10 protein-coding genes are annotated in these 12,409 nt (G+C 65.5%); 1 reads left to right on the forward strand and 9 read right to left on the reverse strand.

Annotated elements, in window-relative coordinates; translation table 11 throughout:
• Positions 1–24 precede the first annotated feature (24 nt).
• From QQL79_RS15270 to QQL79_RS15285, 4 genes are read right to left on the reverse strand one after another with little or no spacing between them, the layout of a single operon-like run.
• Positions 25–1,008 carry an acetyltransferase domain-containing protein gene (locus QQL79_RS15270; RefSeq protein ID WP_284392310.1) on the reverse strand — a complete coding sequence of 328 codons (984 nt, stop codon included), beginning with the start codon at positions 1,006–1,008 and terminating at the stop codon, positions 25–27.
• Between the two features lie 56 nt (positions 1,009–1,064).
• Entirely contained in the window at positions 1,065–2,156 is a 1,092-nt protein-coding gene (locus QQL79_RS15275; RefSeq protein WP_284392311.1) for a GNAT family protein, read from the reverse strand.
• A complete protein-coding gene (locus QQL79_RS15280) occupies positions 2,156–2,914 on the reverse strand; it encodes a polysaccharide deacetylase family protein (protein WP_284392314.1) in 759 nt (252 codons plus the stop codon). The genes QQL79_RS15275 and QQL79_RS15280 overlap by 1 nt, the downstream gene beginning before the upstream one ends.
• Positions 2,911–4,071, reverse strand: a complete 1,161-nt coding sequence (locus QQL79_RS15285; RefSeq protein ID WP_284392316.1) for a glycosyltransferase — start codon at positions 4,069–4,071, stop codon at positions 2,911–2,913. Before QQL79_RS15285 ends, QQL79_RS15280 begins: the two co-directional genes overlap by 4 nt.
• A 132-nt stretch (positions 4,072–4,203) precedes the next feature.
• Between QQL79_RS15285 and QQL79_RS15290 the strand changes: the two genes are divergently transcribed.
• The gene (locus QQL79_RS15290; RefSeq protein WP_284392318.1) at positions 4,204–5,640 is read left to right on the forward strand and encodes a lipopolysaccharide biosynthesis protein; all 1,437 of its coding nucleotides are present in this window, start codon (positions 4,204–4,206) and stop codon (positions 5,638–5,640) included.
• Here QQL79_RS15290 and QQL79_RS15295 read toward each other — a convergent pair.
• From QQL79_RS15295 to recQ, 5 genes are all read right to left on the reverse strand, one after another.
• Entirely contained in the window at positions 5,595–6,623 is a 1,029-nt protein-coding gene (locus QQL79_RS15295) for a glycosyltransferase family 4 protein (protein WP_284392320.1), read from the reverse strand. The genes QQL79_RS15290 and QQL79_RS15295 overlap by 46 nt on opposite strands.
• A complete protein-coding gene (locus QQL79_RS15300; RefSeq protein ID WP_284392321.1) occupies positions 6,620–7,906 on the reverse strand; it encodes an O-antigen ligase family protein in 1,287 nt (428 codons plus the stop codon). Before QQL79_RS15300 ends, QQL79_RS15295 begins: the two co-directional genes overlap by 4 nt.
• Positions 7,899–8,909, reverse strand: coding sequence for a glycoside hydrolase family 5 protein (locus QQL79_RS15305; protein WP_284392324.1), 1,011 nt, complete (start codon positions 8,907–8,909; stop codon positions 7,899–7,901). Before QQL79_RS15305 ends, QQL79_RS15300 begins: the two co-directional genes overlap by 8 nt.
• A gap of 2 nt (positions 8,910–8,911) precedes the next feature.
• Entirely contained in the window at positions 8,912–10,315 is a 1,404-nt protein-coding gene (locus QQL79_RS15310; protein ID WP_284392325.1) for a GumC family protein, read from the reverse strand.
• 244 nt (positions 10,316–10,559) lie between these two features.
• Positions 10,560–12,392 carry a DNA helicase RecQ gene (recQ, locus tag QQL79_RS15315; RefSeq protein ID WP_284392328.1) on the reverse strand — a complete coding sequence of 611 codons (1,833 nt, stop codon included), beginning with the start codon at positions 12,390–12,392 and terminating at the stop codon, positions 10,560–10,562.
• Between the last annotated feature and the right edge of the window lie 17 nt (positions 12,393–12,409).

Genomic DNA, 12,409 nt, shown 5'->3' on the forward strand with positions numbered 1-12,409 from the left:
CCCCGATGACGCGCAATGACGCCATCATTGCGGCAGATTGAGCTCGGGATAGATCAAAGTGGAGCATTGCCGGTTGTTGGCGTCGAGCTGGGCCTGCTCGGCGGCCGTGACCTGACCGGTATAGATGGCGTTCCACAAATCGTCTTTTTCGACGCCTTCGAGGCCGCATTGGCAATAGGTGACGCAGAGCGGCGCGCTGGTGCCGCCGGTGGTGCAGGTCTGCTGGCAGGATTTGAGGAAATCGGCACTGCGCATGGCGATTTCGGGATGGGTCAGCGCGGCCAGCGGATAGAGCACGGCGAGCAGCAGCGGCTGGTGCAGCAGATAGATGAGCAGGCTCCAGCGCCCTGCCCCGGCCAGCGTGGTGGCGAGGCGGTTTTCAGGCTGGATGGCAGCGAGCCTGTCGGCGAGCGGGGAGGCCAGGACGAGCCGGGTGACTATGACACCGAGCAGGACGACGCCGAACCAGGGGAAGATCGGCACCAGATCGTTGGCTGGCGGCGGCACGGTCCAGAAGCCGAGTACCGACCAGGTCTTGGCGTTGAACAGGGGATCGGCATAGGCGAAGTGAGCGCCGATAATGATGGCGGCGACGAGGGCCACCAGCCAGAGCGGGGCGCGCAGGAAAGGCAGCGCCATCAGGCTGAACAGGGCTATGGCGTGCAACACGCCGAAATAGACAAAGCTCTGCGGGAAAGCGAAGAAGGTGGCGATGGTGATGATGGCGGCGCCGGCGGCGACGAAGAGCCAGCGCTTCCAGAAGGCACGCCAGCGAATGGCGCGGCCATGGCCGAGCACCAGCCCGACGCCGACGAGGAACAGGAAGGCCGAGAGAATGGTGCGGGCGATCGCCACCCATTGCGGGTCATAGCCCACATCGGCAGCGATGAAGCGGAAATAGCTCAGATCCCAGCACAGGTGATAGGCGATCATGGCAATGATCGCGACGCCGCGGGCAATGTCGACAATGACGAAACGCGGGCGGGCCGGAGGGGCGGAGGTGGTCATGCTTGCCCTTCCGGCAATAGTGGTGGGCGGCACAATGACCGCTCCGCCGCGCCGGTTCAATCGTGAAAGTCGGTGACCAGCCGGCTCCAGTCTTCCCCGAGCAGGCCGCCGAGATAGACGTCGCCACGCCGGGCGGCGTCGACGATGGCGGGATCGCGGGTGGAGATGCAGTAAAAGCCGCGCGGCACAAAGCTCACGCCCTTACGGCGGCACAAGGCCTCCATGAGGAAGGGTTGCGCCATGCCTTGCACGCCAACGCAGCCGATGGCATCGGCATGGGCCAGCAGGTCGGCGACGACCGCCCCCTCCTGCCCCGGGCGCGCCAGAATATTGAGCATGCGCGCCACGCCACCGGGGCGGGCATAAAAGACGCTGCAGCCGGCCAGCTTGCCGTTTTCGTCGCGCACCTGGCGCAGGGTTAGCGGACCATCGATCGTGTTGAGGGCGGCCATGTCCAGCATCCAGCCCAATTCGGGGGCGCCCCAGACGGGGTGAACGGCGAAGCGTTCGACGAGGCCTGGTGCGGCGGCGATGAAATCGTCGCGCGAGATGGCTGTCCCCTCCCCGTCCGGCGGCGGCACGAGGCTGGGGATGAGACGGCGGAGCGCGGCGTCGAGCGGTTTGGCGAGAATGCCGGCGAAGCGCGCCAGCAATGGCGGCAGTTTGGCAGCGGCGCGGTTGGCGAACCAGGCGCCAGGGCGCAGGACATGGCGCCAGTCGAGGCCTTGGATGGGCAGGACATGGCCGCCCACCGCTTTCCAGTGGTCGGCACTGACCGGATTGGCGCTATCGGAAAAGCAGAAGGCCTGATTGCGGGCGCGGATGGTCAACACCATATCGGCGCCGCCGCGCGTGCGCTTTTTCGGATCGGTCATGTAATTGCTCATCAGCCGGCCGGTAACGAGCTGGCCATTGACGCGCACCTGCATGGGAATGACCAGGAGCGCGCTGTCGATGGCGCCACCGGCGTCGCGATGGACAAGGCCACCTTCGGCCTCGCTATGCAGGGGCGAACCGAAAAAGCTCTCTTCGAAATAGGCGCAGAATTGCGGGCTGGGCACACCGCCCTTGCGGAAAACGCGCTGGAACAGGGCCGCGACTTCCGGCACGTCGCTGCGCTGCATTGGCGCGATAGCGCGAGACCGCATCAGGCTGCTCCCGCCGCGCCGATGCGGCGCAGCGTGGCCGCAACCGTTTCAATTGAGAGATCGCGGCGGCGCACCAAATCGAGTACGGCGGCGAAGCGGGCGGGCGAGCAGCCGATGGCGCTGGGATCGGGGCGGACATCGTGAGTGTAAAAAATGAGCCAGCCGCCCTTTTGCTGCAGCCGGTCGAGCAGGTGGGCGATGCCGGCAAGATCGGAGGACGAATCATAGAGTTCCTGCGCCCGCAAATGAGCCAGATCGATCCAGCCGCGATTGATGCCGGGCTGAATGCCGCGCAGGCCGGCGAATCGGGAGGCCAATAACCGCTTTGCGTTAAGCGACACGACGCCGAACGGGTAGGCGAAGGAGGTCGGCGCCAGCCCGCTCAGCGCCGCGATTGCCGATGCATTGGCAGCGACATCGGCAATAAGGTGATCCGGCGCGACGCGCTGGACATTGAGGTGATCGCTGGTGTGTCCACCAAGTTCATGGCGATTTGCCGCCAAGTTTGCGGCCACACCATGTCCAGCGATGAACTGGCCATTTTCAAAACCACCTGCCAGGCGATGGGCAAAATAGAAGGTGCCGCGCGCCCCGTTGGCCTCGAGCAGAGGCGCGGCATGCTCGGCGGCCGAGAGGGGGAAATCGTCGAAACTGAAGGACACGACAGGCCGCTCGAGCGCCAGCCAGAAGGGGCGGAAAGGCACGGCGCGGGCCAGCCGGCGCGATGCACCGGCAAGAGGATCGGACCAATCGATCATGACGTTTTCTCGTGCGGATGGGGGATATCGGCGCCGAGCCCCAGGGCGAGCAGCATGGCGGCAAAGGCCTCGACCGTGCGTTCGGTGGTGAAATCGGCGGCGCGGTGGCGCAGCATCTGCCGGTCGACCGGCCGGTCCAGCGCTTCAAGAATAGCCTCGGCCAATAGGCTGGGATCGCCAACCGGCACCAGGGGATGACCCGACCCAAGAATTTCGCGCGGGCCATGGGGCGCATCGGTGGCGACGACCGGCGTGCCGCAGGCCAGCGCCTCGACAATGGCATTGCCGAACCCTTCGTGGCGGGAAGAGGACACGAAGAGCCGCGCGCCTTGCAGACGCGACAGCGGATCGGCCACGAAACCGGGCAGATCGACGCAATCATGCAGGGAGAGTTTTCCGACCAGCCGTTCGAGCGCGGGCCGTTCGCTTCCCTCACCCAGAATGTGCAGCCGCAGGCGCCGCGTGCGGCGAACCATGGCAAAAGCCTTGATCAGGGTGGCAAAATCCTTTTCCGGAGAGAGACGCCCAATGGCCATGATGAGATCGCTGGCACGGGACGCGGGCGCCGCAAGCTCTTGCAGCCGGGCCGCGCTGAGCACAGCATTGGTGCCCAGGCTGACCGCGTGGGCAGGCGATACGCCGAAACGGGCAATCAGCTCGTCGCGCACGGCAGCGCCGGGGCTCACCACGCGGTCGGCGAGCGGGTAGAGGCGCGGCGCCAGCCGATAGGCCAGCCGGTTTTGCCAATAGGGATCGGCGTGGCGGGCAGCGAGCGGCGCGGCCACTTCGCGCAGGATGATTTTGGGCCGCTTTGCCCGATCGAGCCGGGTCGCCGCGAAGGCCAGCAGACAATTGCCGGCCGCCTCGGAAGCGATGACCGCCGCGGGCCGCAAAGTCTTCATCATGGCCACCAGCGCGGGGACCGCCCGCGCCATGCGCAATTTACGCCCCTGCCCCAAATCGAACACCGGTATGCCCGGCGCGATACGCGCGCCCAGGGGCCCGGCGCCATCCAGAGTGGCGATCGTCACCGGCCAGCCGGCACCATGCAGGCCATTGGCCAATTCGATGGCATCGCGCTGCGCGCCGCCCCCGTCCAGGGCCCGGATGAGCATGACAACCGGCTTGTCACCGGCAATTGCGTCTACGCCCAACACTTCCGCCTCCAGAAATTATGTGTTGAGCAAGATTTGTATTGTTGAAATCTATATTGTCATCACTATGCCGGTTAATGGGTTAAGGCCGATGGATTTCCCTTACGTATTTATATTTATTCTTGAGCTATACTGTTGAGCGAAAGACACGCTTCGCTATATCTGGCTTCGCGACTGGCGGCTGCGGTGCTCAATCTGGTATCGGTGGCGGTGTTCACGCGGCTGGCGGAGCCGGCGGTGTTCGGGGACTATCTGATCGGGTTCGCTGCCGCCTTCATCGTTTTCGGCGGATTGTTCCAATGGCTGATGCATGCCCATTTCGGAGTGTTCGAGGCAGGGCGGGCCGCGCGTCTGGCGGGGGCGCTGCTGGTGGCGCTCGGCGCGGCAGGGCTGATAGGTCTACTCGGCCTGGTCATTACGGTGGCTGCTGGTCGGGTGGCGCTGCCTGAGGCATTGGGACTGGCGCTGCTGGTTTCGGGCTTTGTCATCCATATCGGCGCCGTCGAAGTGGGGCGGGCACAATTGCTGGTGCGAGAGGTGACCGCAGCGGGCCTATTGCGCGGTATCTTGATGCTGGCCATGGGCACGGGCGCATTGCTGGCGGCGCAATCGGCGCCGCTTTTGCTGGCGGCGGTGGGCGTGGCGCAGGCCCTGGCAGCCTGGCCGGTGCTGGCGGGATTGCGGCGCTCAATCTGGCGGAATGGCGTGGTCTGGCCGGAACGAGCCGATCTACTGGCGCTGGCACATTATGGCTGGCCGCTGATCGGTGCGCTGGCGGCGGGGGCCATTGCCATCAATCTTGACCGGATCGTGCTGGGGCGGCTGGGAGGCGCTGCCAGCGTGGCCGCTTATGGCGCGAGCGTGGACGTGGTGCGGCAAGGCTTTGTCGTGTTGGGCGAAGCGATTGCCGCGGCCTATATGTCGGTGGCCAAGGCGCAGGCCGGTCACGCAGAAACCCGGCGGGAAGCACTGCAGCGGGCCTTTGTCACGCTCTGGGCCGTGGTGGGGTTTGGCGCGCTGGGCTGGCTGCTGTTCGGGCCGGCGCTGCTGAATGTGCTGCTGGCGCCCAGCTACGCCGAGGCGAGCGCAGGCATATTGCCCCTGCTGGTGGCGGGGACGGCCCTGCTGGCGCTGCGCGCCTATTATTTCGGACAGGTCATCTATTTTGCCGGATCGCCGCGGCGGGAAGTGGTGGCCAGCGCGATCATGGTGGCGGTGGCGGCGGTGAGCGCAATGGTGCTGATGCCGCGATTTGGCATGGTCGGGGCGGGCTGGACATTGCTGCTCACCCAGGGGGCGGGATTGGCGAGCTTTATCCTCGCCGACCGTCACAGCCGGATCATGCCGGTGGAGTGGCGGGCCATGGGGCTGGCAACGGGCTGGATCGTCGCTACGGGGCTGAGCGCGCTGATATTGCAGGTGGCGGCAGGCTGGGCCGGATGGTGGACGGGGCTCTGCCTGACGCTGGCTTCGGCGGCGGCGCTCGCCGTCAAATGGAACCTGTTCGGGGCGAGGCAGATGTTGAGCTATCTCTCGACGCGGCGCGGCAGGGTATCAAGCAGACGGCAATAGGCCTCGATCATGGGCTCGATGCCGTGGCGGGCGCGCATGGCCTCGATGGAAGCGGCTCGCCGCTGGGCGTTCGGCGGCGTGGCCAGCATGGTTTGCGCCGTGCCGGCAAGCTGGGCGGCATCGAGGGGGTTGTGAAAGGCGGCCATGCCCATTGCCGCGGCGGGCGCCAGCACGTCACGCAAGACCGGCAGGCCGGCAGCCAGGACGGGCAGGCCGAGCAGGCCCGCCTCGACCCCGGCGAGACCAAAACTCTCCCAGATCGAGGGGAAGAGATAGAGATCGGTCTGGGCCAGCAAGGCGGCCAGCGCTATGCGGTCGAGATTGCCCAATAGATGCAGGCGATTGCCGACGCCAAGCTGGGCGGCCTGGGCCAGCAGGGATTGGCGCAATTCGCCATCGCCGGCAATTGCCAGATGGGCGCGGGGCAGCAGGGGCAGCGCAGAAATGGCGGTGGCGTGGTTTTTCTGGGCGGCCAGCCGGCCACTGGCCACCAGCAATGGGGCAGTTGCGGCAATGCCGAGACGCGTACGCCAGGCGATGTCCGCCGGCGCGGGCAGTGGCATGACGCCGTGGGGGATCAGCAGGGTGCGCTGTCGATAGGGTTCGGGATAGCCGGCGACGCTCGCCAAGGTCGCAGCGGAATTGGCAATGATGGCGCTGTGAATGCCGAACCGGCCCCAGAGCCGGTCCAGCAGGCGCCAATGGGGCCGCATGGCCGAGGGAATGGCGGTGAGGTGGCTTGCGCGCAGCTTGATGCGCGTCAATGCCGCCAGGGCGCTACCGCACAGTCCGGCGGCGACCTGATAGGACAGAACCGCATCGTAATGCCGGGACAGAATGGCGGTGGAAACGGCCGGGATATTGCCCGCCAGCGCCATGGTTTCGACCTGGTGGCCGCGCTGTTGCAGGCCTTGGGCGACCATGGCGGTCAGGACCTGCACGCCGCCCGGCTCATCGCGGATAACGAGCTGCAGCACATTCATCGGGCAAGTCCGGAGCGGGACCAGAAACGCAGGCAGACAATGGACAAAAGGCCCGTGAACCAGATGGAATCGCCGCGATTGAACAGCACGGCCTCCAGACTCGAAATCAGCAGGGTGAAGAGCCAGCCCTGGATGAAGAATTCGAGCAAGGCGCGTTCGGCACGGTCGAGCGGGCGGCGCCGGATGGCGGCGATGTGGCGCAGCGGCGCTATGCCGGCCCAGCCCAGCACCAGGAGCAGGCCGGGAAGGCCGGCGGAAATGGCGATATCGAGAAAACCATTATGGGCGTGCGAAACCTGCGCGGCGGTGTCGCTGGACCCGGCGACGGCATAGATGACGCCGGTATCCCAGAAGACATTGTAGCCATAGCCGGTCAGTGGGCGGCGGGAAGCGGCCTCAAGCGCCAGCTGCCAGATATCGGCTCGGCCGGTGAAGGTGGGATCGGGCAAGTGACTGGTCATGACTGCGAGAGCCGGGAAAGCAACCGAACCAAGGGTAATCAGCGCCAGGCCGCCAACAGCCAGAAGAGCGAGAAGAGCGGAATGACGGCTGCGCGCGATCAGCGCCGCTCCTGCCAAAGCGGGGACCAGCAATAGCGCAGCGGATTTTCCGCCCGACATGGCTAGCAGGACGAGGGCCCCGGCAATGATGGCGCTGCCCCAAAACGGGCGGCCGAGGCGCCACAGCAGCAGGCCGACAAAACTGAAATGGATCGCCATGGGGGCGAGGTCATTCTTGTGGCGAAAGATACCGCGCCAGTCGCCGGCCAGGCCCTGTTCCACCGTATCGCGCAGGCTATGGATGGCGAGATCGGGAATGAAAAGCACGCCCAGAAAGCAAAGCAGCATGGCGATGGTCGTGGCCGAAGCCAGGGTTGCCACGAAAGCTTCCATGCGAGTGAAGAGCAATGGCAGGCACAGGGCAATGCCGATGACCACGCCTGCCAGAGCCAGCCGGTTGAGCGCGAGGCCCGGGCTGGCGGAGAGAAACGCGGTGAACGCAAACCAGCCGAAAATGGCGACAAGGCCGGGGCTGACGGCGCCCCAGAGCTGACCGATAGTGCCTGCGCGCCAGACCAGCAGCAGAGCCACGAAGAGGATCAGCAGGGTCAGATTGCGGCGCAGGCTATTGGACTGGGTGGGGTCGTCGATGACGCCATAGTCGGAGAGGCTGGCGAAAGGCTGCGCCTGGGTCCAGAGCACGAGGATGGCAAAGCCCGCGAAAAGGGCGACGAGGACCTGACCGATATCGGCCATGGCCGGGCGGGCGGCGGCATCACGCATCGCGCAGGCCGGTGAGATAGGCTTTGACGAAAGCACCGTAATCGGATGGCGTCTGGCCATCGGCAGCCAGCAGGGCCGGCGCGGCGCCGGCGCTGTAGCACCAGGCGGTGTGGCTGAGGCCGAGGGCATCGAGCACATTCTGGGTGAAGGGCTCGGCAAAATCGGCGAGACCGCCCGCCAAGCCATCGGTGCAACCGGGACAAAAGCCCCATTCGGTGACGATTATGGGCTTGTGCACGGCCAATGTGCCCAGGCTTTTGAACCAGCGGTCCGCGTCATTGCGGTCCTCATTGGGATAGACATGCCAGGCATAGGCGGTGCGCGGATCGGGCAGTGGGTCGGCGGCGGCGCCGGTCAGGTCATGTGCCCAGCGGCCGCCCGAGCAGAGCACGATATTGTCGCTGTAACTCCGGATCGCGGCCGTGATCTGCATCCAGGCCTGTTTGAAATCGGGCCACCAGGCGCCATCGGACAGCCAGTGGCTTTCGTGGCCAACTGGCTCGTTCCAGAGTTCGAACAGAACTGCCGGATCGTCACCATGGCGCTGGGCCATGGATGTCCAGAAGGCGATGGCATCGGCAATAGTGGAAAGATAGGCATCGGGTGGCAGGCCCCATTCGGGCGGGGGGATGGGCTCATAGTGATCGGGAAAGCCGATGACGTGCCAATCGAGGATGACGAATAGCCCTTGTGCCCGGGCAGCGGCGATATCGGCATCGAGATATTGGCCCATTAGCGTGCTGTCATAACGCCAATGGCCGGGATGGACGCTGATGCGGACGCAATTGGCGGCCCAATCCTGGGCGATGACGCGGTAATCATCGAGCGAGCGGCCGGCGCGGATATAGACCGGGTCACCCATGGCAATGCCGCAGAGACGGAGCGGCGCATCGTTCCAGAGCAGGCGATTGCCCGATATTTCGATGCGGGCGGGTTGCTGGGCGCGGCTGGCGGGCGCCGCCGCCAACCCGGCAAGACCGGCAAGGACGGTGCGGCGCTGCACGATCAACCTCCCCGGCGGCGGTTGAACAATATGCCCAGCGCGCCGCCGAGCAGCAGGCCCGCGATCAGGCCCAGCGGCAGCAGCACACTGGCTTTGGGCGGAAAGCTGCGCTCGGATGGTGCGACGGCTTGCGAAACGACCTGGGCGTTGAGCGTATCGAGGCGCGCTTGTTCGGCTGTTTCACGGGAACGCAACAGAGCGTCCTGGTAGACGGCGCGGCCGGCCTCGGCTTCGCGCTCGAGCTGACGCAGGCGAATGCGCTTGGCATCGGTCGCCTGCAGATTTGCGGTGGCGTCATAGAGCCTGGTGCGCAGGTCGGCAGCATTGTCTTCGGCCCGCTGCAGGGTCAGGTCGGCAGCGGTCAGCAGGCGCTGTACCTCGGCATCGATGGCGGCACGGGCGCCGGCAATGCGCTCTTCGGCCACGAGGAGCCGGGGATGTTGAGCGCCAAGCGTGGCGCGGAGTATTGCGGCATCGGCAAGCGCGGTTTGCAGCTGATCGCGCAACCTTGCGATATCGACCGAGCCCATGGCCTCGGGCGCGGCGGCGATGCGGTCGGGGTCTGCCATCAGGGCCCGCAACTGATCGCGCTCGACGCGGGCGGCGGCGGCGGCATTGTCGGCGGCCAGCAGCGCCTGGTTGGTTTGCCCGACCTCGCCTTCGAGCAAAAGCTGGCCGCCGGTTTCGACAATGCCATTGGCGGTCTTGAAGCGCTCGACGGCGTTTTCGGCGGCTTCCAGCTCGCCGAGCAATTGGGCCAGACGCCCCTCAAGGGCGCCGGAAGCGCGTTCGGCCTGGGCGGCGCGCTGCGTTTCGCGCAGGCCCAGGTAATTGCCGACAACGGCATTGGCGATGGCGGCCGCCTTGGTGGCGCTCTCGGATTCGGCGTGGATATCGACGACATAGGTCCGGTCGAGCCGCACGATATGGACGGCTTTGCTCAGCGCCAGCACGGCCTTGCTGAGATCATCGCGCGGGGCATCGGAAATGCCGCCGGCAAGACCATCGAGCAGGACACGGAGCGGGTTGGGCTTGCCGGCAAATTCGGGGTCGCGATCGAGGCCGAGCTGGGTGGCGGTGGCGCGCAGCACGGAATCGGACGCCATGACACGCGCCTGACTTTCGATCAGCACAACGCCAGCATCGCCGGAGGCGGTGGATGGCGTCAGGTCGCGCTCGAGCAGCTGAAGATTTTGCGGATCGATGAAAATCTGCGCACTGGCGCGATAGCTGGGAGTCAGCACCAGAAGCGCGGCGAGAGCCAGGGCAGCGCAGCACAGGGCCCCTGCCCCGGCCCAGTATCGCGCCCGCCAGAGCTGGCCAAGATGGTCAGCCAAGGCAGGAGAGACCGGAGGGACCTGGCCAAGAACCGTGGCCGTTTCGGTAACGATGTCGGAGCGAAACATGCGGACCGCCAGTATGTCATGGTTAATGCATGATTAAACTGGAGGAAGTGTTGCACCCGCAGGGCGCGAGGAGAAATGGAAGCTGGCGTGGCGGTTAATTGTAAGCGATTGTACTTACAAGGTTTTTCGTAGTTTCTATGTGCCGACGCTGCGCGCGGCCCCGACATCTCAGGATGGATCCCGGATCAAGTCCGGGATGACATCGTGGTGTGGATAACATCGTGGGCGGGTCGGGATTTCGAGGCTAAACGTCCAGATCGTCCAGGACCGACAGGAAGGCCGCGCCATAGCGGTCGAGCTTGGCCTGGCCGACGCCGGGCAGGTTGAGAATGTCGTGCAGGTGGCGCGGGCGGGCCAGGGCCATGGCGCGCAACGTGGTGTCGTGGAAGATGACGTAGGGCGGCACGCCCTGCTCCTTGGCGATGCGCAGGCGCTCGTCGCGCAGGGCATTGAAAATGGTCATGGCCGGTTCGGGCAATTGCACGGCATTGGAGAGGCGCTGGCGCACTTCGGCGGCCTTTTTCGGCCGGTCCTTGCGCAGGGTGACCATCCGCTCGTGGCGGAATACGGCGCGGGCGCCCTCCCCCAGTGTCAGCGCGCCATGGGCAGCGTGATCGACCACCACAAGGCCGCTGGCTGTCAGCTGGCGCAGCACCGATTGCCAGGTTTTGCTGTCGATATCCCGTCCCTGGCCAAACACGGCCTGTTTGTCGTGGCCGAAACGCTCGACCTTTTCGGTAGCCTTGCCCACGAGCACATCGATGACATGGGCGGCGCCGAAGCGCTGGCCGGTGCGGTAGATGGCGGCCATGGCCTTGATGGCGGCCTCGGTGCCATCCCAGCTTTCGACGGGCGAGCGGCAGGTATCGCAATTGCCGCAATTGCCGCCATGAGGTTCGCCGAAATGGGCCAGGATCGCCTTGCGGCGACATTCGGCGGTTTCGCAAACGCCCAAAAGAGCATTGAGCTTGGAATGCTCGAGCCGCTTCACCTCGTCAGGGGCATTGCCCTCGTCGATCATGCGGCGACGCTGCACCACATCGGCCATGCCATAGCTCATCCAGGCATCGGCAGGCTGGCCATCGCGGCCGGCGCGGCCGGTTTCCTGATAATAGGCCTCGATGGAGGCCGGCAGATCCATATGGGCGACATAGCGCACATCGGGTTTGTCGATGCCCATGCCAAAAGCAACGGTGGCCACCATGCAGATGTTTTCCTCCTTGAGGAAAGCATCCTGATTGGCGCTGCGCCGCTCGGCGCTGAGCCCGGCGTGGTAGGGCAGAGCCGGAATGCCCTTGCCGGACAGCCAATCGGCAATGTCCTCCACCTTGGCGCGGGAGAGGCAATAGACAACGCCCGAACTGCCCTTGTGCGCAGCGAGGAAGGCCAGCAATTGCTCCCGCGCCTTGTCCCGCTCGATGATGGAATAGGAAATATTGGGCCGGTCAAAACTGGTGGAGAAGACGTGGGCGCCCTCAAGCCCCAGCCGCTCGATAATGTCGGCCCGCGTGGTCGGATCGGCAGTGGCGGTGAGCGCGATACGAGGCACGCCGGGAAAGAGTTCGGTGAGCTGGGCCAGATCGCGATATTCGGGGCGGAAATCGTGGCCCCATTGGCTCACGCAATGGGCCTCGTCGATGGCAAAGAGCGCGATATCGAGCCCTTCGACCATATTGCGGAAGCCTTGGGTGGCAACGCGTTCGGGCGCGACATAGAGCAGGTCGAGTTCACCGCAGCGCAATTGGCGGCGGACTTCGGCGGACTCTTCCGCGGTCATGGCCGAGTTCAGCGCGGCGGCGGCGACGCCGGCCTGGCGCAGAGCCTCGACCTGATCGCGCATGAGGGCGATGAGGGGCGAGATGACGATGCCGACGCCGGGGCGGCATATGGCGGGGATCTGGTAGCAGGCCGATTTGCCGGCGCCGGTGGGGAAGAGCACGACGGCGTCGCCGCCGCCAACGACATGGCGGACCACATCTTCCTGCTGGCCGCGAAAACTCTTATGGCCAAAGATATCGCGCAAGACATCGAGCGGGTCGCGGGAGGCATCCCGGCTTGCCGCGCCAAACAGGTCCATGCTCGAATCCAATGCGC

Source organism: Devosia yakushimensis, from assembly GCF_030159855.1.
Classification (GTDB): Bacteria; Pseudomonadota; Alphaproteobacteria; order Rhizobiales; family Devosiaceae; genus Devosia; species Devosia yakushimensis.

What these genes read in the sequence shown, in the direction of transcription:
- QQL79_RS15270 (WP_284392310.1), bottom strand. Translation starts at nt 1,008, where the DNA reads ATGACCACCTCCGCCCCTCCGGCCCGCCCGCGTTTCGTCATTGTCGAC.
- QQL79_RS15275 (WP_284392311.1), bottom strand. Translation starts at nt 2,156, where the DNA reads ATGCGGTCTCGCGCTATCGCGCCAATGCAGCGCAGCGACGTGCCGGAA.
- QQL79_RS15280 (WP_284392314.1), bottom strand. Translation starts at nt 2,914, where the DNA reads ATGATCGATTGGTCCGATCCTCTTGCCGGTGCATCGCGCCGGCTGGCC.
- QQL79_RS15295 (WP_284392320.1), bottom strand. Translation starts at nt 6,623, where the DNA reads ATGAATGTGCTGCAGCTCGTTATCCGCGATGAGCCGGGCGGCGTGCAG.
- QQL79_RS15300 (WP_284392321.1), bottom strand. Translation starts at nt 7,906, where the DNA reads ATGCGTGATGCCGCCGCCCGCCCGGCCATGGCCGATATCGGTCAGGTC.
- QQL79_RS15310 (WP_284392325.1), bottom strand. Translation starts at nt 10,315, where the DNA reads ATGTTTCGCTCCGACATCGTTACCGAAACGGCCACGGTTCTTGGCCAG.
- recQ (WP_284392328.1), bottom strand. Translation starts at nt 12,392, where the DNA reads ATGGACCTGTTTGGCGCGGCAAGCCGGGATGCCTCCCGCGACCCGCTC.